Raw genomic sequence first — 17,991 nt, forward strand, 5'->3', positions numbered from 1 at the left:
CGTCACCACCGGTCGACGGGATCGTCCAGCTTCAGCGGGCGCAGGTAGGACGCGTCGGTCGTGTCCCACTTGCCCTTGATGAACCCCCGCACCGCACCCTTGCCCAGGATCGACGAGTCGCCGCTGATCATCCATTCGATGGTGCAGCGGCGCAGCGCGATCTTCCAGACGCCGTCGCGGCGTTCCAGTCGGTCGATGTAGCGGCCGCCCATCAGCGAGACGATCTTGCCGCCCTTGACCCGCATCGCGCCCATCACATAGCTCTCGGCATGGGCGACGTCGCCGTCGATCTCGCAGGTGTGGGTGGTGATGTTGTGCAGGTGGTCCTCGAACACCGCGGTGTGTGCCTCGTTGGCCCAATCACCGTATTCGGGGCCGGTTTTGACGGTAGGACCGTGCTCGTCGACGCCGTCGTCGAAGTACACGCTGCCCATCAGGTCGGCGTCGTGACGGTCGTGTCCGCGGGCCTGGTTCATCACGCAGTCGAGGATCGCGGTGCGGTCCTCCAGGTACTGCACGCGCTTGCGCAGCTCCTCGAGCTCGTCGGTGTTCGTCAACGTCGTCCCTTCGCCGCAGTGCCCGTGTTTGTACACTTGTATAGCACATCGGGGTGTGGGGATATACCGACTTCGCGACGCGGTGATCTACCGGGACCGCTTGCGCGCGGTAGGTTTCCGGGTGGCGGGTGGCTCGATGGAATCCAGGTGGCCCTCGAAAGCTTCGACCAACTCGGCGTGCGCCATCTCGACACCGACGCCCTTCTCCAGGTTCAGGAACTTCGGCAGGCTCGACAGCAGCAGCTGCAACGCGGGCAGGGACAGGTCTCCCCAGGGCCGGGCGCCCTCACCGAACTTCGCGGTCAGTGCGTCGAGTTGCAGCGTGCGCACACTCTCGGTCACCGTGGCGATCTCGGTGCGAATGGACTTGCGATGGTTGCTCAGGGCCATGAACTCCGTCATCAAGGTGCCGGTGGCCTCGTCCCAGCTGTACTCCCACAGCGCCCGCAGCGGATCGTCGGCACGCTTCTCCAGCACCTTGTTCAGGTGGGCCAGGTTGCGCTCGGAGTAGCGCCGGATCGCGGCGATGAAGACGTCGTCGAGGGTCGGGAAGTAGTACTGCACCAGGGAAGGGGTCACCCCGGCCTTGGCCGCCAGCGCGCGGTAGGTGACGCTGGCGTAGCCCTCCTCGAGCATCATCGTCTCGACACAGTCGAGCAGCGTGTCTCTGGTCTTGGAGGTTTCAGCGCCGACGCGCCGCGACGAGGTCGCCATGGACGTATTCTGTCACCCCGTCGGGTCCTGACTCAGCGGTTGAGCGGCTTGTAGAACACCAACCCGTTGCCCTTGTTGTCGTAGACCACTGCTCGGCGCTCGTGTGCGTCGTCGTAGGGACCCTTCACGATGCCCCCGCCACTGGCCTCGATCGCCTTGGCCGCGGCATCCACATCGGCGGTCTTGATCCCGACCACCACCTGGCCCGGAATCGGATGGTCCACCGATGTCGCCAGTGCGAGGGTCACCGGCCCGCCGTCGAGGGCGGCGAAGTGGGCTCCGTCGCGGAACTTCAGCGACATCCCCAGCGTCTCGGTGTAGAAGTCGATCGATTGGTCAAGGTCGTCCGTGGACAGGATGATCATCTTGACTTCGTGGTCGCTCATGGGTGGTCTCCTCGATGTCGAACGCCCCTTTGGGACGGTGCCCAGAATGACACGCGAGTTCTTCTCGTATCTAGGGACTTTCGTCTCTTTACCCCTTCACCACCCGCAACGTTTCCAGCGCCGGGTCGGCGGCGTAGGCGATGCGGACGCCCGCCGACCGGGCGCTGTGCAGCGCCTCGAGTACGCCGGCGGTGACCCGCTCACCCGGGGCGAGCACCGGGATACCCGGGGGATACGGTGCGACGAGCTCCGCGCTGACCCGGCCGATCGCATCGCGCAGCGCGACCGCCTCACGTGCTGCGAAAAACGCGGCACGCGGTGCCATCTCGGTGACCGGCGTCACCGCGTACGCCGCCCCGGTGATGACCGGGCGCGACGGCCCGCGGTGCCGCGCGATGGAGTCGACGAGCACATCGACCAGCCGCGTCAGCGACTCCGTCGTGTCCGCCAACGACACCTGTGCGACGATCGTGTCCCGCTCGGCGGCCTCCACCGGAAGACCCGCGGCGAGCAGATCACTTTCGACGGCGATGCCGTCGGCCCCGGTACCCGGCAGCACCAGCGTCAGCTTCAGGGGCTCGACCCCGGGACCGTCGAGAACCACCAGTCCGTCGACATCGGACAACCTCTCCCGGGCCCGTCGCACCGCCGAGATCGCCTCGCCCAGCAGCATTTCCCCGTCGCGTTCCAGCAGCGCCCTGGCCGCGTCGATACTCGCCAGGATCGCACCCGCCGGGCTGGTCGTGTGCGTCGCGTCCACGCCCGCGTCCAGCCGTGCCGGATCGATCCGCTCACTGTTGGCGAGCACCAACGCCGCCTGACTCCACGCAGGCAGTGTCTTGTGCGCACTGACGACCATCGCGTCGGCGCCGAGTTGCAGAGCATGCCGGGGCAGTTCGGGATGGAATCCGAAGTGGGCCGCCCACGCCGCATCCACGATCAGCGGCACGCCGTACGCGTGCGCGGTGTCCGCCAGCGCGGCGACGTCACCGACGGTGCCCACGTAGGACGGATCGCCGACGAGCACCGCTGTCGCCTCCGGGTGGGCACGCAGCACGGCGTCGACGGACGCAGCGGCCACACCCAGCGGAAGACCCGTCGCCGGGTCGATCTCGGGGCGCACCCACAGCGGCGTCAGCCCCGCCAGCACCAGCCCGAGCAGCATCGACCGGTGCAGTGTGCGACTGACCACCACCGAACCGCCTGCGGCGGAACCGAGCGTCAACGCCAGCGCCTGGTTCGCCTGCGTCGCGCCGCCGACGGAGAACCGGCACACGTCCGCACCCCACAACCGCGCCGCGCGGGACTCGGCGTCGGCCAGCACGCCGGCGGTGAGCTTCATCGTGTCGAGTCCGGCGTAAAGCGGGACGTCGCCGGCCACCACGTCCCCGACCAGATCGTGGCGCTGTTTGTGGCCGGGAATCGTGAACGGCGTCGGCGGGTTCTCGTAGAACCGCAACCACGCGTCGAGCAGCGGTGCCTCGACGCGCAGGCCTCGTGGATCGGTGGGCACGCGGTCACGTTAGTGCCGATGACATTGTCGAGGTACCCGGGTCTACGTGAGTATGGATGCTATGGGTCTGCCCGTGTCACCCCCGCTGGAGCCGATGTTGGCCAAGGCGCAGGCCAAAGTGCCCGATGAGCCCGGCGTGTGGTCCTACGAACCGAAATGGGACGGCTTCCGCGCGCTGGTGTTCCGCGACGACGGCCCAGGTAGAGACAGCGTCGTTCTCTTATCCCGCAGCGGCAAGGACCTGGCCCGGTACTTCCCCGAGGTGCTCGATGCGGTGCGCGACGAACTCGCGCCGCGCTGCGTCCTCGACGGGGAGATCGTCGTGCCCCGCGAGATCGGTTCGCGCACGCGGCTGGACTGGGAATCGCTGAGCCAGCGCATCCATCCCGCCGAGTCCCGGATCCGGATGCTGGCCGAGCAGACCCCGGCACATTTCATCGGTTTCGACGCGCTGGCCCTCGGGGACACGTCGCTGCTGAAGGAGCTGTTCCGCACGCGCCGCGAGGCGCTGATCGACGCGGTCGCGGCCAAACAGTGGTGCCACGTCACCCGCACCACTGAAGACCCCGCGCTCGGCGCGCAATGGCTCGACGAGTTCGAAGGCGCCGGTCTCGACGGGATCATCGCCAAACGGCTCGACGGGCCGTACCTGCCCGGTAAACGGGAGATGGTCAAGGTCAAACACCACCGCGACGCCGACTGCGTGGCCATCGGTTACCGGATCCACAAGAGCGGTGAGGGTATCGGGTCGATCCTGCTCGGCCTCTACCGCGACGACGGGGAACTGCAGATGGTCGGCGGCGCAGCATCGTTCACCGCCAAGGCTCGGCTGACACTGCTGGCCGACCTCGAGCCGCTGCGCATCGGAGACGATATGCGCGACGGTGAACCGAGCCGCTGGAACTCAGCCGCCGACAAACGCTGGATCCCGGTGCGCCCGGAGAAGGTGTGCGAGGTGGCCTACGACCAGATGGAGGGCAACACCGCCGACGGCAGGAGGTTCCGGCACGCGGTGAAGTTCCTGCGCTGGCGCCCCGACCGCGATCCGGGCAGCTGCACCTTCGACCAGCTCGACGTCCCGCTGAACTACGACCTCTACGACGTGCTGGAAGGCTCCTAGGATGGCCGCAAAGAGCTCCGCTGCAACAGAACTCGACGTCGACGGGGTCAAGGTCCGGCTCACCAACCCGGACAAACCGTACTTCCCGAAGCTCGGCAAGGACGGCACCAAGGGCAAGCTCGTCGACTACTACCTGTCGGTGGCCGACCGGATGGTCGCGCTGCTGCGGGACCGGCCGGTGCATCTGCAGCGGTTCCCCGACGGGATCGACGGCGAGGAGATCTACCAGAAGCGGGTGCCGCAGAAGCATCCCGACTATCTCGAAACCTGCACGGTCACCTTCCCGTCCGGGCGCACCGCCGACGCGCTGAAGATCACCCATCCGTCGGCGATCGTGTGGGCGGCCCAGATGGGCACCGTGACGCTGCATCCGTGGCAGGTGCGCTGCCCTGACACCGAGCACCCCGACGAACTGCGCATCGACCTCGATCCGCAACCTGGCACCGGCTTCCCCGAGGCGGCAGGGGTGGCCGTTGGCGTGCTCAAGCCACTCCTCGACGAACTCGGCCTGGTCGGCTACCCGAAGACCTCCGGCGGCCGGGGCGTGCACGTGTTCCTGCGGATCAAGACCGACTGGGACTTCGTCGCGGTGCGCCGTGCCGGCATCGCGCTGGCCCGCGAGGTCGAACGCCGCGCCCCGGACGCGGTCACCACGTCCTGGTGGAAGGAGGAGCGGGGAAAGCGGCTGTTCATCGACTACAACCAGAACGCGCGCGACCGCACGTTCGCCTCGCCGTACTCGGCGCGCAAGACCCCCATCGCGACCGTGTCGACGCCGCTGACCTGGGACGAACTGCGCGGCGCGGACCCCGACGACTACACCATCCTGACCGTGCCGGACTTCGTCGCCGGCCGCCCGGACCCGTGGGCGGACATCGACAAGAAAGCCCAGTCGATCGCGACACTGCTGGACATGGCCAAGGCCGACGAGGAACGCGGCGAGGGTGACCTGCCGTACCCGCCGAGTTATCCCAAGATGCCGGGCGAACCGCCACGGGTGCAGCCGAGCAAGAAAGTGGCCGCGCACTGGGATGAGCACGGCAATCGCATCGCCGACTGACAACGCCCGTTACCCTGCTCTGCATGCCGATCAACACGCTGCGAAAGCTGCTCGCTGCCCTGGCGATCGTCGGGATGCTGGCCAGCGGTATCGGCATCGCGGGTTTCATGATCTTCGGCAATCGCGACCTGCAGGAGTCGGCGGCCCCGCGGTACACCCCGCCGGCCCCGCCCCCGCCGTCGGTGCCGACGCCGAAGGAGTTCATGATCGGGGTCGGGGTCACCGCGCAGAACTGCGACCCGGCAGCCGGGGCCTGCCTGTACACCTACACCATCGATCCGAAATACATTGGTCTGCACCCGTTCCCGGAGACGCCGTTCACCGTCGAATACGAGGTGGTCGGTGGGCATGCACCCCAGCAGGGCAAGTTCACCGTCAGTGGTGACCAGGCGGAGATCCTCAAGGACGTGACCGTTGAGGGCCCGCCCGGGGCGACGTTGTCGGCCAACGTCGTGCGTGTCTTCGAGGAGCCCCCGCCCCCGGCCGAACCGCCACCACCGCCGCCTGCCGGTGAACCGGTGCCCCAGCCGTGACGGCCCAGCCGCAGCGCAGCCGCTGGCTCCGCAACTTCCACCCCGCACCGAACGCCCGGATCCGGCTGGTCTGTTTCCCGCACGCGGGCGGATCGGCCAGCTACTACTTCCCGATGTCGGCCGCGCTCGCCCCCGAGTTCAACGTCTACGGCGTGCAGTACCCGGGCCGGCAGGACCGGCACAGCGAGCCGTTCGTCGAGACCATCGACGACCTCGCCGACCAGGTCTTCACCGCGCTCACCGCGCTCCCGGAGCAGCCCACCGCGTTCTTCGGGCACAGCATGGGCGCGGTGCTCGCGTTCGAGGTGACCCGCCGCTACGAATCGCTGTCCGGCCGTCGCCCGGTGGTGGTCTTCGCGTCGGGCTCGCGCGCGCCGAGCCGCTACGGCGACGAATGGGAACGCAAGAGCGACACCGACCTGATCGACGTGATGCGGGACCTGGGCGGTACCGATCCGCGGGTGCTCAACGACCCCGACCTGTTGTCGACGTTCCTGCCCGCATTCCGCAACGACTACCGCGCCCTGCAGGCGTATCACCGCGGCACCGACGTCGCCGTGCACGCGCCGATCGTGGTGATGAGCGCGACCGACGATCCGAAGACCAGTGAAGACGACGCCAGGGCGTGGTTGCAGCACACCTCCGGCGGCGGACAGGTGCATCTGTTCACCGGCGGGCACTTCTACCTGGAGAAGCAGCCGCAGAAGGTGATCGAGGTGGTCACCCAGACGCTACGCGACGTCGGCTGAACCTCGAGATCCGTCCAACCCGGTCGTCCCGATAGCGTTGCGGCGCAGGGTTTCCCAGGCGCGCCCGGTTTCGCTACCGCCCCGCGACGACGCCCCGCGGCTGCGGCAGCGGAAGGTCGGCGTACGTCGCGATGCCCGGCGCCGCTGCCACCACCGCCGGGATCGCGTGGATCGGCGGCATCGCGGTCATGATGTGGCCGAGCACGAAGAAGTCCTCGAGCGTCTTGGCGTTCTCGATCATGTCCTGCGGCGGCAGGAAGCCCACCTGCATGTTGACCGTCGGGCGGCCGTCGATGGTGATCTTCCAGCCGTCCCCGTCGAGTTGCCAGTCCGGTTCCAGGGTTTGCCCCTTCTTCCACCGCACGTTGATGTCGATGACGGTCCTGCCGTCGACGATTCCCTGCCAGCTGGCATACACCCCGGCGACGTGACCGGCCGGGATCGTCCACGACGCCATCTCCAGATCCTCTGTGGTCTGGGCGTATTCGGACACACACTTGATCTCGTCGAGCTCGATGCCCAGCGAGTCGGCGACCAGTCGCACGGCTTCGGCGAACACCGCCGTGCCCTGCGACGCCATCGGCGCCAGGCCGGGATCGTCGATCGCGGTGCCGAATCCGACCGGGCGCTCGGTGTCGGGGGAGTCGTAGAGCGTGGTGTCGGCGGACTCGGCGATGGTGATCTTGTCGATGCGGTCGCAGGCGGTGCCGGCCACGATGGCCAACAGCTCGGCGAAGCCGGGGCTGACGCCGGAGCCGAACAGCGTCGAGCCGCCCCGCTGGCACGCCTGCGCCAGCTTGTCGCGTCCGTCGCCCAGGTTGTGTCCGGTGATGAACGACGCCGAGGCCACCACGTTCACCCCGGCCTCGAGGATGCGCACCAGCTCGTCGACATCGATCCACATCGGGTTGTAGACCACGACGTCGGGTTTGAGCGACAGCAACGCATCGATGTCGGCGGTGGCGGCCACCCCGAGCGGTTCGATGCCGACGAGCTCGCCGACGTCGCGGCCGACCTTGTCGTCCGACCATGCGTAGCAGCCGACCAGTTCCAGGAGCGGATTGGCGGCTATCGCCGCGACCGAGGACTTACCGACATTTCCTGTCGTCCACTGGACGACGCGATATGACGCATTGTTGGGCACTCGCTCAGCATAGGGTTGACGGCTAGCCCGGTTAACGGCTTTGCCGGAAATCAGACGCCGGGCGTCAGCAACACCGTGCCGGTGCGCTGTTGGCCGGCCCCGTCGATCCAGGAGAGCTCGAGCGTCTCCCCGGGGTAGTGCCGGTCAAGCACCAAGGTCAGCGTCGTGGTCGAATCCAGCGGTGTGCCGTCGAGGACGGTCAGGATGTCCCCCGGCCGCAGCCCGGCCTGCTCGGCCGGTCCTCCGATCATCACGTCCCGGATCAGCACCCCGGGCCCGCCGCGCGGGCTGGTCTGGACCCCGACCCCGAGCAGGGTGGGCGGACCGATGTGGACCGAGTCGGACCGGACCCCGGCGCGAATCTGGTCGACGACGCCCATCGCGTCGTTGATCGGGATCGCGAATCCCTTACCGCCGGGCCCCATCCGGAAGTTCACCGACGCCGCCGTGGTGATCCCGACGACCCTGCCCGACGAGTCGACCACCGGTCCGCCGGAATCCCCGGCGCGCACCGGCGCTGCGAACTCGAAGAGCCCGGTCAGTTCGTCGGCCGATCCGGTCAAGGTGTCCTCGGCCTTCACCGTGCGGCTGAACCCGGTCAGGGTGCCGACCTCCTGCGTCAGCGGTGCGTTGGACCCCATCGCGTTGCCGAGTGCGACGACGGGCTCGCCGGGGGCCAGCAGGTTCGCGTCGCCGATCGGTGCCGTCGGCAGCCCGCCGGCGCCCAGCAGCTGGAGGACCGCGACGTCGCGCCTACGGTCGTAGCCGACGAGCTGGGCGGGATACGGGCGCCCGTTGACGGTGCCCACGATGCGGTCCGCACCCTGCACGACGTGGAAGTTGGTCAGGACCTGCCCGCTCTGATCGATCACCACACCGGTGCCGAGACCGACGACGCCCTGATAGTCGACCGTGGTGTCGATACGCACGACCGCGGGTTCGACCTGTGCGGCAGCCGCGACGGGATCACCGGGAACGGCCGCGGCGGGGGCGGCGGGGGAGACGAGCGCGAGGGTTGCGACCAGCGCAATCAGCAGCGTGCGGTGGCGGCGGAAGAGGCCCATAACCATCAATACTGGCTGCGACGTCGGCGACTGTCGACGTGGGGCCGTCGCGTCAGTCCTCGACGGCGACGCCGCCGCGGGTTCTGCGGCGCCGGCCCAGGACCGTTCCCTTGCCGTTGGGGCGCTGGTTGCGCAGTTTGCCGTCGTCCGGCTCGGTCGCGTTGGGATCGGACTCATCCTCGGCTTTTACCCCGTTCTGAGCGGAGTCCACCTCGACGCCGGCGTCGGTCGCCTCGGCTTCGGCGCTCTCCGTCGACTCCACGACGGAATCCTCGACGACCGAAGTCTCAGCCTCGGAATCCTCCACGACGGAAGTCTCGGCAGTCTCGTCGGCGCCCTCGCCGGCCTGCTTGCGGCCGCGTCGGCTGGTGCGTTCCTTGACCTTGACCGGTTTCGGGGGCGGCGGCGGCAACTCGGCGACGAACGCCAGGTAGAACGCGAACATTCCGAGCAGCGCGATCGCGGCGGCGGCGCCGTAGATGCCGAACAGCCACTGACCGGCCGAATCCAGCGACAGCCAGATCTCGCTGATCGCGGTCGCGACGATCAGCACGCCGGCCACCACGTGCAGCACGATCGAGGTGGTGCGCAGATTCAGCGCCATCTGGGGCGTGCCGAACTCGGGCTTGCGGGTGCGCAGCAGGGTGAACACGACAGGCAGCGCGGCCAGACCGATCAGGGCGCCAGTGACGATGCGCAGCGCGGTCCCGAGTCCGTGCGGTGTCTCACCGAGCAGTTCGGGGGTGCGCGGAAGTACGAAGAAGAAGTAGAGGACCCCGGCGGCGACTGAGAACGATGCGTGCCAGATCACCGCAGCGGTGCGGCCCATACTCCTCCTCGATGTGTTGCCCGGGGTGCGACCACAAGGCCGTGACCAGGTCGCACCCCGGGCGAGTGCGGAGGATAGGGGATTTGAACCCCTGAGGGCTATTAACCCAACCCGCGTTCCAGGCGAGCGCCATAGGCCACTAGGCGAATCCTCCGCCGGTCATGGTAGCCGACGGCAGCGGTGTCTCCCCAAATCCGCCGTTGAGCTGCTCGCTGATGGCTCTCGGGCGCCGGGGTATTACACTCGCCGTGGACCCCGCGCGGCGTCCATCCTGTGAACTCCCCCAGGGCCGGAAGGCAGCAAGGGTCAACGGGCTCTGGCGGGTGCGCGGGGTCCCCTTGATTTCTCCAGCCGGAATTACCCACCACGGTGAAAGGCGAGCGGTGTCTTTTCATTCGCTGGGCCGCGACGACCTGCGCGCACAGCACGAACTGCAGCAACGCGACTACGCCGAGCTGCAGGCCAAGCGCCTCCGTCTCGACCTGACCCGCGGTAAGCCCTGCACGGAGCAGTTGGACCTGTCCAACGCCCTGCTTGCGCTTCCGGGCACCGGCCCCGACTCATACCTGGACCGCGACGGCACCGACACCCGCAACTACGGCGGACTGCACGGACTGCCCGAGCTGCGCGCCATCTTCGGCGAGCTACTCGGCATCGCGGTACCGAACCTGATCGCGGGCAACAACGCCAGCCTGGAGTTCATGCACGACGTGATCGTGTACTCGCTGCTCCACGGAGGCGTGGACTCGCCGCGGCCGTGGAGCCAGGAGCCCGTCGTCAAGTTCCTGTGCCCGTCCCCGGGCTACGACCGGCATTTCGCGATCACCGAGAGCCTCGGCATCGAGATGATCACGGTGCCGCTGCGCGACGACGGACCCGACATCGACCTGATCGAAGAGCTCGTCGCCGCCGACCCGGCGATCAAGGGCATCTGGTGCGTGCCGGTGTACTCGAACCCGACCGGCACCACCTACTCGTGGGAGACGACCCGGCGCCTGGTCCAGATGCAGACCGCGGCAAGCGATTTCCGCATCATGTGGGACAACGCGTACGCCGTGCACACCTTGACCCACGAATTCCCCAAGCAGGTCGACATCCTGGGGCTGGCCGAGGCGGCGAACCATCCGAACCGGCCGCTGGTGTTCGCGTCGACGTCGAAGATCACCTTCGCCGGTGGCGGCGTGAGCTTCCTGGGCGCATCGCTGGGCAACATCGCGTGGTACCTGCAGCACGCGGGGAAGCGTTCGATCGGCCCGGACAAGATCAACCAGTTGCGCCATGCCCGGTTCTTCGGCGACGCCGACGGGGTGCGGTTGCACATGCAGCGCCACCAGCAGCTGATCGCGCCGAAGTTCGCACTCGCGCTGGAGATCCTGGAAGACCGGCTGGCGGACTCGAAGATCGCATCCTGGACCGAGCCCAAGGGCGGCTACTTCATCAGCCTCGACGTGCTGCCCGGCACCGCCAAGCGCACAGTTGCGCTGGCCAAGGACGCCGGCATCGCCGTGACCGAGGCCGGGTCGGCTTTCCCGTACCGAAAAGACCCGGACAACAAGAACATTCGGATCGCCCCGACCTTCCCCGCCACGTCCGACCTACGCGACGCGATCGACGGGCTCTCGACGTGTGCGCTGCTGGCCGCCGTCGAGCACCTGCTCGCCGCCGAGTAGTCGGACCGTCTGGGAACATGGTCGGCCTCCTCCTCGTCCGCTGGCGCGTCCGCATCGTCGGACCGACTGGCCACATGGTCGGTCTCCTCCTCGTCCGCTGGCGCGTCCGCATCGTCGGACCGACTGGGTAGCCTGCTCCCGTGGCTCTCTACCGCAAGTACCGCCCAGCGACGTTCGCCGAAGTCGTGGGCCAGGAACACGTCACCGAGCCGCTGTCGACGGCGCTGAACTCGGGCCGCATCAACCACGCCTACCTGTTTTCCGGACCGCGTGGCTGTGGCAAGACCTCGTCGGCGCGCATCCTGGCCCGCTCGCTGAACTGTGCGCAGGGCCCGACGGCCACGCCGTGCGGGGTGTGCGACTCGTGCGTCGCGCTGGCCCCGAACGGGCCCGGCAACATGGACGTCACCGAGCTTGACGCGGCCAGCCACGGCGGTGTGGACGACACCCGCGAACTGCGGGACCGCGCGTTCTACGCGCCGGCCCAGTCGCGCTACCGGATCTTCATCGTCGACGAGGCGCACATGGTCACCACGGCCGGCTTCAACGCGCTGCTCAAGATCGTCGAGGAGCCACCCGAGCACCTGATCTTCGTGTTCGCGACCACCGAACCCGAGAAGGTGCTGCCGACGATCCGGTCGCGCACCCACCACTACCCGTTCCGGTTGCTGGCACCGAAGACGATGCGCACGCTGATCGAGAAGATCATCGCGTCCGAGAACGTGACCGTCGACGACGCGGTCTACCCGCTGGTGATCCGCGCCGGCGGCGGTTCACCCCGTGACACCCTCAGCGTGCTCGACCAGCTGCTCGCGGGCGCCGACGGTAACCACGTCGCCTACCAGCGCGCGCTGTCACTGCTGGGGGCCACCGACCTCGCCCTGATCGACGAGGCCATCGACGCGCTCGCGGCCAACGACTCCGCGGCGCTCTTCGGCGCCGTCGAAGGGGTCATCGACGCCGGGCACGACCCGCGCCGCTTCGCCACCGACCTCCTCGAACGGTTCCGCGACCTGATCGTGCTGCAGGCCGTGCCCGACGCGGTCGCGCGTGGTGTGGTGGACGGGCCCGAGGACGTGCTGGAGCGGATGCGCGAACAGGCCTCGCAGCTGGGCACCGCGACGCTGACCCGCTTCGCCGAGGTGGTGCACGCCGGGCTCGGCGAGATGCGCGGCGCGACCGCACCCCGGCTGCTGCTCGAGGTGATGTGCGCGCGGCTACTGCTGCCGTCGGCCAGCGATACCGAGGCGGCGCTGCTGCAGCGGGTCGAGCGCATCGAGACCCGGCTCGACCTGTCGATCCCGGCCAGCGACGAGATCGCCACGAGCACCCAGGCGCCGCCGCGCAAGCAGTTCGTCCGCAAGAGCGAAGCCGCTGCGCCGCCCGCGCCGGCACCCGCCCCTGCGCCCGCGCGCGAACCCGAGCCCAAGCCGGTGCCGCCCGCCGCGGCTGTCCCGCCGCGCCGGCCCGAGCCCGAACCTGCGCCGAGAGTCGCCGCGCCCGAGCAGGTTCCGGCACCACCGCCGCCCGCACCACCGCAGCCGCAGCCTGCACCATCTCAGCCACCCGCACCAGCTCAGCCGCCCCGGCAGGCGCCACCTCCTCAGGCCGCGCCCGCTGCGCCGCCCCCACCGGTGCGCCAGCCCGCCGCCCCGGCCGTCGAGGCGCCCCCGGCGACCCCGGCCGCCGCTGTCGCGGCGGGCGAACCCAATGCGGCCGCGGTGCGCAGCATGTGGTCGACGGTGCGGGAGAAGGTGCGTGAGCGCAGCCGCACCACCGAGGTGATGCTCGCGGGGGCGATCGTGCGTGCGGTCGAGGGAGACACCCTGATGCTCACCCACGAATCGGCTCCGCTGGCCCGGCGGTTGTGCGAACAGCGCAACGCCGACGTGATCCGGGAAGCGCTCAAAGACGCCCTCGGCGTGAACTGGAAGGTGGTGTGCGAGCCGGGAACCGCCGCCGCACCCGCGCCGGCCCACTCCGAGCCGACACGCGCCCCCGCCGAGCCCCCGCCACCGCCGGACGGCGACGACGAGGAGAGCATGCTGGCCGAGGCCAGCACGATCGATCCGGCTGCTCCGCGCCGCGATCCCGAGGAAGCGGCGCTGGAGTTGCTGCAGAACGAACTGGGTGCGCGCCGGATCGACGGCTGACGCGAAGCCGGCCGGGTAGTCGAGCTACGCGGCCTTCTTCTCCTTGAGCACCAGCGCCGGTAGGACCAGCGTCGCCAGGGCCGTGACCAACCAGACCACCACCGTCGCGGCGATCCACGATCCGACCCCGCGGATACTCAGCCCGTTGGAGAACAGCGAGGCGAGCAGGAGCGCGGCGAACGTGGACACCAGACCGATGCCGCCGAGGAACGCCGAGGCGTAGCGGCTGGCCATCTTCAGGAAGAACGGTGACAGGATCGCCTGTGCCACCGTGAAGATCACCACCGCGGTGACGAACCCCCACACCGACAGCGACACCCCCGGCACCAGCCATCCGGCCACGAGCAGACCGATCGCCGATGATCCCAGGAACACCGCGACACGCAGCAGAAACCGCACCATCCGCGCAGCATAGCCGTCAGGCGTTCCACCACGGCCGTAATGGCAGCCCGCCGTCGCGGCCACGCTCGTCGACCTTGACGGCCAGCACCTGGTGCAGCTGGATGGCGTTCTGCTCGAACCCCACCCGCGACGCGGCCATGTAGAGCCCCCACACCTTCGCGGTGGGCAGACCGACCTCGGCGACGGCTTCGTCCCAGTGCTCCACCAGGTTCCGGTTCCAGTCCCGCAACGTCATCGCGTAGTGGTGACGCAGGTTCTCCTCGTGCACGACCTCAAGGCCGACGTCCTGCGCCTCGGTGATGATGCGGCCAGAGCCGGTCAGCTCCCCGTCGGGGAACACATAGCGGTCGATGAAACCGCCTGCGCTGGCGGTGGAATGGTTGTTGTGGCGGGTGATGCAGTGGTTGAGCAGCAGTCCGCCGACGCGCAGCTTCGACTTCAGGAAGCGGAAGTACGCGGGATAGTTGGCCACCCCGATGTGCTCGGTCAGGCCGATGGAAGACACTGCGTCGAACTGTGATTCACGCACATCCCGGTAGTCACCGTGGCGCACCTCGGCGAGCTCGCCGAGGCCGTCCCGCTCGATCGCGGCCGTGGCCCACTCCGCCTGTTCCTTCGACAAGGTCACCCCGACGGCATGGACTCCGTGGCGCGCGGCGTAGCGCACCATGCCGCCCCAGCCGCATCCGACGTCGAGCAGCCGGTCACCCGGCTTGAGGCGCAGCTTCTCGAACACCAGCCGGTACTTGTTCTCCTGCGCCTCTTCCAGCGTGGCGTCCTGGTGCGGGTAGCACGCGCAGGTGTAGGTCATCGACGGCCCGAGCACCCACCCGTAGAAGGTGTTCGACACGTCGTAGTGGTGATGGATGGCCTCGGCGTCGCGGGTCTTGCTGTGCCGCAGTCCTTCTGCGATGCGCCGCCAGCGGGGGAGATGCTCCTGAGGTGGCGGCGGGATGATCTTGAGGTGCTCGACACCGATCGACCGGACCACCTGGGCCAGCACCCGCGCCGGTGGCCGCTTGTATTCGAGCTTGTCGGTCAGCGAGTTGAGCAGGTCGTACGGATCTCCCGGATGCACCCCGCGAAGCTCAAGGTCACCGGCGATGTAGGCGCGCGCGAGGCCGAGATCACCGGGGGCGGTGGCCAGATAGGTCGTCCCGCGCGGGGTCAGCAGATCGATCCCGATCGCCGCATCCTCGGGGCCGGTGCTGCTTCCGTCGTAGGCGGTGAACTTCAGCGGGAACCGTCCCGCGGCGAAGATCTCCAGCACCTCCGCCAGTGTCAGCCGCCCGTCGGGGTTCGCGGTCGGATCGTTGGTTCGCTCACGAAAAGTGGTCATTGCCGCTGTACCGCCTTCGCATAGAGGTCGAGAAAACGGGAGTCCGGGTCGTAAGTCTTCTTGACAGTCTTGTACACCTCTCCGCCGTAGAGCGCTTCGAACTCCTCCGCCGAGTAGTACGAATCCGAGTACAGCGACTTGTGGCCGTCGAGCTCGCTGACCTTGTGCTCGATCAGCTTGTTGGTGTAGCCCTCCTCGGGGCCGACCGGCACCGACGACCAGAAACCGACATTGACGTAGGTGTGCTGTGGGCGTATCGGATACAGCGACCAGGACCGGTCGTCGCGCAGACGCAACGGGCACAACCAGATCGGCTCGATCGGGACGGTGTCGAGGAACCACCGCACAAACTCGGCGGTCCGCTCGATCGGCACCTCGATGTCCTGGACGACGCGCTCGCGCGGTGGCCTGCCGTTGCGCATCTCGATGCGGTCGGCGATGTCGAAGCGCTGGTCGTAACCGATCAGCTTCCAGTAGAAGCTGCTTCGCCGGAGCCGGCGTGGCCAGAACCGCCGGATCCGGGGGTTCTGGGCGCCGAAAGCTCTTGAACACCAGAACCAGTCGGTGTCCCACCGCCACAGGTAGTCGTGGATGGTCAGCCGGTCGTGCTTCTCGCCGTCCGGATGCTGGATCGAGCGGTAGTAGATCTGCGCTCCGGTGTAATCGCTGACCGGACCCGGTGTCGCGGACTGGATTCCGAGGCACAGATAGCTCTCGTCGGCGCTGAACACCACGCCGTCGAGGTAATCGATACGTTCCCCGTTCAGGCCACCGGTCTCGACGATCCGGTCCATCGTCTCGATGAGTTCCGGCAGTGAGTGGAATCGCAGATGGCGAAGTTCGACGAACGGCTTGACCGGCTCCAACTCGATCTTCAACCGGACCGAATAGCCGAGCGTGCCATAAGAGTTCGGGAAGGCGCGGAACAGCTCGACGTTCTCGTCGGCCGAGGCGCGCACGATGTCGCCCGTTCCCGTGAGGATGTCCATCTCCAGCACGGATTCGTGCGGCAGGCCGTTGCGGAACGACGCCGACTCGATACCGAGCCCGGTGACGGCGCCGCCGAGGGTGATCGTCTTGAGCTGCGGGACCACCAGCGGCGAAAGTCCGTACGGCAGTGTCGCGGCCACCAGGTTCTCGTAGGTGCACATCCCGGCCACATCGGCGGTGTGGGTTTCGGGATCGACCGCGATGACTCCGCCCAGACCGGAGACGTCCAAACCCTTGGTGGTGTTCTTGGCCCTGGCGCGGAACAGATTGGACGTGGGTTTGGCCAGCCGGACGGCGGCGTCGGCCGGGATGGCGCGGTAGCTCGCCAACAAACGCTGGACGCCCGCAGTGTATGAAGCTCGTGCGTCGGTCGGGGAAACAGACACACATATACGCTAGTCCGCAGTGGAAGCTGATGCGACCGCACTCGCCCGGCTCACAGACACTGCAAAGACAACTGTGACCCCCGCTTGACAAGGAGTTTGCACTGATGGGACAGGTCAGCGCGTCCAGCACGGTCCTGATCGACGCCGACCCGGAGACGGTGCTCGGCGCCGTCGCGGACTATCAGGCCATGCGCCCGAAGATCCTCTCCGCGCACTACAGCGGCTACCGGGTGCTCGAAGGCGGTCAGGGCGCGGGCACCGTCGCCGAATGGAAGCTGCAGGCGACCAAGTCCCGGTCCCGTGACGTCAAGGCCTCCGTCGACGTCGCCGGCCGCACCGTCATCGAGAAGGACGCGAACTCGTCGATGGTGACCAACTGGACCGTCGCACCGGCGGGTCCGGGCTCGTCGGTGACGGTCAAGACGTCGTGGCAGGGCGCCGGCGGCATCGGCGGCTTCTTCGAGAAGACCTTCGCTCCGCTGGGGCTGCGCAAGATCCAGGCCGAGGTGCTGGCCAACCTCAAGCGTGAGGTCGAGGGCGCCAAGCCCTGACCTTCCCCCCGACACTTCGCGAGACCGCCATCACGGTAGCGAGATGCGCCCGGCGACTACCGGGGTGGCGTTTTCGCGAGGCGGTTAGGACTGGCCCAGGAACGCGACGATCCCGCGCACGACCGCGTCGGCGTAACGCTGCCTGCCCTCGGCGGTCTTCATCAGCGCCGAGTCGACCGGGTTCTTCATGTTGCCGAGCTCGACGAGGATCGACGGGTACTGCGCCAGATTGAGCCCGGCGATGTCCGTGCGCGGGTTGAGGCCCTGCTGGCCGATGTAGGTGGCCGGCGGAATCCCGGACCCGGCGAGCGCATCGCGCATCACCTTCGCGAACTGCACCGAGGGCCCGGCCTGCGCGGCGTTCAGCGGCGGCGACGAGTAGAGCACGTGGAAGCCGCGCCCGGTGGGCGGGCCGCCGTCGGCGTGGATCGACACGACGGCGTTGGGCCGGACCGAGTTGGCCAGCGCGGCGCGCTCGTCGACGCACGGACCCGGACCGGTGTCGTCGCCGCGGGACATCGCGGTGCGCACCCCGAGCGCGGTCAGCGCCTGGCGGATGCGCAGCGTGGTGTCCCACGCGAAGGTGTGCTCGGAGAGACCGTCCTCGGTGGAGGTGCCGCTGGCCTGGCACGCCTTGGTACCGCCGCGGCCGGTGGGCACCTGGCGGCTGAGCCCCTCCATCGAGGCCTGATGGCCGGGGTCGAGGAAGACGATCTTCCCCGCGATGTTGGTGGGCGCCGCCTGAGCCGGTCCGGTGAGGATCGTCGACGCGGCGAGCATCCCGGCGGCCACCGCGGCCCCGACACGCAGTCTGGCTGGCATGGGCACGGC

18 protein-coding genes, 1 tRNA gene and 1 other RNA gene are annotated in these 17,991 nt (G+C 68.4%); 8 read left to right on the forward strand and 12 right to left on the reverse strand.

Going from position 1 to position 17,991, the window contains the following annotated elements; all coding sequences use genetic code 11:
• Window positions 1-2: 2 nt before the first annotated feature.
• The 4 genes from BST38_RS08765 to BST38_RS08780 form a co-directional block, all read right to left on the reverse strand.
• Window positions 3-557, reverse strand: a complete 555-nt coding sequence (locus tag BST38_RS08765) for a nuclear transport factor 2 family protein (protein WP_083142998.1) — start codon at window positions 555-557, stop codon at window positions 3-5.
• Window positions 558-644: 87 nt separating this feature from the next.
• Complete coding sequence (locus BST38_RS08770; protein ID WP_083142888.1) at window positions 645-1,271, reverse strand: TetR/AcrR family transcriptional regulator; 627 nt, start codon at window positions 1,269-1,271, stop codon at window positions 645-647.
• A 32-nt stretch (window positions 1,272-1,303) separates the two neighbouring features.
• On the reverse strand, window positions 1,304-1,657 hold the full coding sequence (locus BST38_RS08775) for a VOC family protein (protein WP_083142889.1): 354 nt from the start codon (window positions 1,655-1,657) through the stop codon (window positions 1,304-1,306).
• A gap of 88 nt (window positions 1,658-1,745) precedes the next feature.
• On the reverse strand, window positions 1,746-3,170 hold the full coding sequence (locus BST38_RS08780) for an aminotransferase class I/II-fold pyridoxal phosphate-dependent enzyme (protein WP_083142890.1): 1,425 nt from the start codon (window positions 3,168-3,170) through the stop codon (window positions 1,746-1,748).
• A gap of 52 nt (window positions 3,171-3,222) precedes the next feature.
• Between BST38_RS08780 and BST38_RS08785 the strand changes: the two genes are divergently transcribed.
• From BST38_RS08785 to BST38_RS08800, 4 genes are read left to right on the forward strand one after another with little or no spacing between them, the layout of a single operon-like run.
• On the forward strand, window positions 3,223-4,290 hold the full coding sequence (locus BST38_RS08785; RefSeq protein ID WP_083142891.1) for an ATP-dependent DNA ligase: 1,068 nt from the start codon (window positions 3,223-3,225) through the stop codon (window positions 4,288-4,290).
• A gap of 1 nt (window position 4,291) precedes the next feature.
• Window positions 4,292-5,350, forward strand: a complete 1,059-nt coding sequence (gene ligD, locus BST38_RS08790; protein ID WP_083142892.1) for a non-homologous end-joining DNA ligase — start codon at window positions 4,292-4,294, stop codon at window positions 5,348-5,350.
• Between the two features lie 23 nt (window positions 5,351-5,373).
• On the forward strand, window positions 5,374-5,883 hold the full coding sequence (locus tag BST38_RS08795; protein ID WP_083142893.1) for a hypothetical protein: 510 nt from the start codon (window positions 5,374-5,376) through the stop codon (window positions 5,881-5,883).
• On the forward strand, window positions 5,880-6,632 hold the full coding sequence (locus BST38_RS08800) for a thioesterase II family protein (RefSeq protein WP_083142894.1): 753 nt from the start codon (window positions 5,880-5,882) through the stop codon (window positions 6,630-6,632). Before BST38_RS08795 ends, BST38_RS08800 begins: the two co-directional genes overlap by 4 nt.
• 73 nt (window positions 6,633-6,705) lie before the next feature.
• Here the strand turns inward: BST38_RS08800 and BST38_RS08805 are convergent, their stop codons facing one another.
• The 4 genes from BST38_RS08805 to BST38_RS08820 form a co-directional block, all read right to left on the reverse strand.
• The gene (locus BST38_RS08805) at window positions 6,706-7,776 is read right to left on the reverse strand and encodes an NAD(P)H-dependent amine dehydrogenase family protein (protein WP_083142895.1); all 1,071 of its coding nucleotides are present in this window, start codon (window positions 7,774-7,776) and stop codon (window positions 6,706-6,708) included.
• Window positions 7,777-7,826: 50 nt separating this feature from the next.
• Window positions 7,827-8,840 (reverse strand): S1C family serine protease, encoded by a 1,014-nt coding sequence (locus BST38_RS08810; protein ID WP_083142896.1) that lies wholly within the window; start codon window positions 8,838-8,840, stop codon window positions 7,827-7,829.
• 52 nt (window positions 8,841-8,892) lie between these two features.
• On the reverse strand, window positions 8,893-9,669 hold the full coding sequence (gene lucA, locus BST38_RS08815) for a lipid uptake coordinator LucA (RefSeq protein ID WP_083142897.1): 777 nt from the start codon (window positions 9,667-9,669) through the stop codon (window positions 8,893-8,895).
• 68 nt (window positions 9,670-9,737) lie between these two features.
• Window positions 9,738-9,823, reverse strand: a tRNA-Ser gene (locus BST38_RS08820).
• 93 nt (window positions 9,824-9,916) lie between these two features.
• On the opposite strand from BST38_RS08820, the gene ffs reads away from it, so the two are divergent.
• The 3 genes from ffs (at window position 9,917) to BST38_RS08835 (ending at window position 13,492) form a co-directional block, all read left to right on the forward strand.
• Window positions 9,917-10,011: signal recognition particle sRNA small type (gene ffs / locus BST38_RS08825), an RNA gene on the forward strand.
• 41 nt (window positions 10,012-10,052) lie between these two features.
• Window positions 10,053-11,339, forward strand: coding sequence for an aspartate aminotransferase type Ic (locus tag BST38_RS08830; RefSeq protein WP_083142898.1), 1,287 nt, complete (start codon window positions 10,053-10,055; stop codon window positions 11,337-11,339).
• A gap of 140 nt (window positions 11,340-11,479) precedes the next feature.
• Window positions 11,480-13,492, forward strand: a complete 2,013-nt coding sequence (locus BST38_RS08835; protein WP_083142899.1) for a DNA polymerase III subunits gamma/tau — start codon at window positions 11,480-11,482, stop codon at window positions 13,490-13,492.
• A gap of 24 nt (window positions 13,493-13,516) precedes the next feature.
• Here the strand turns inward: BST38_RS08835 and BST38_RS08840 are convergent, their stop codons facing one another.
• From BST38_RS08840 to BST38_RS08850, 3 genes are read right to left on the reverse strand one after another with little or no spacing between them, the layout of a single operon-like run.
• Complete coding sequence (locus tag BST38_RS08840) at window positions 13,517-13,894, reverse strand: phage holin family protein (protein ID WP_083142900.1); 378 nt, start codon at window positions 13,892-13,894, stop codon at window positions 13,517-13,519.
• A gap of 16 nt (window positions 13,895-13,910) precedes the next feature.
• Window positions 13,911-15,233, reverse strand: a complete 1,323-nt coding sequence (locus BST38_RS08845) for a class I SAM-dependent methyltransferase (protein WP_083142901.1) — start codon at window positions 15,231-15,233, stop codon at window positions 13,911-13,913.
• Window positions 15,230-16,609, reverse strand: coding sequence for an FAD-binding oxidoreductase (locus BST38_RS08850; protein ID WP_083142902.1), 1,380 nt, complete (start codon window positions 16,607-16,609; stop codon window positions 15,230-15,232). Before BST38_RS08850 ends, BST38_RS08845 begins: the two co-directional genes overlap by 4 nt.
• A gap of 104 nt (window positions 16,610-16,713) precedes the next feature.
• On the opposite strand from BST38_RS08850, the gene BST38_RS08855 reads away from it, so the two are divergent.
• Window positions 16,714-17,160: an SRPBCC family protein gene (locus BST38_RS08855; protein ID WP_083142903.1), complete on the forward strand. Its 447-nt coding sequence runs from the start codon at window positions 16,714-16,716 to the stop codon at window positions 17,158-17,160.
• 84 nt (window positions 17,161-17,244) lie between these two features.
• Here BST38_RS08855 and BST38_RS08860 read toward each other — a convergent pair whose 3' ends face one another.
• Window positions 17,245-17,982 carry an Rv3717 family N-acetylmuramoyl-L-alanine amidase gene (locus BST38_RS08860; RefSeq protein ID WP_083142904.1) on the reverse strand — a complete coding sequence of 246 codons (738 nt, stop codon included), beginning with the start codon at window positions 17,980-17,982 and terminating at the stop codon, window positions 17,245-17,247.
• Window positions 17,983-17,991: the final 9 nt, after the last annotated feature.

This window comes from Mycolicibacterium parafortuitum, assembly GCF_002086815.1.
GTDB lineage: Bacteria > Actinomycetota > Actinomycetes > Mycobacteriales > Mycobacteriaceae > Mycobacterium > Mycobacterium parafortuitum.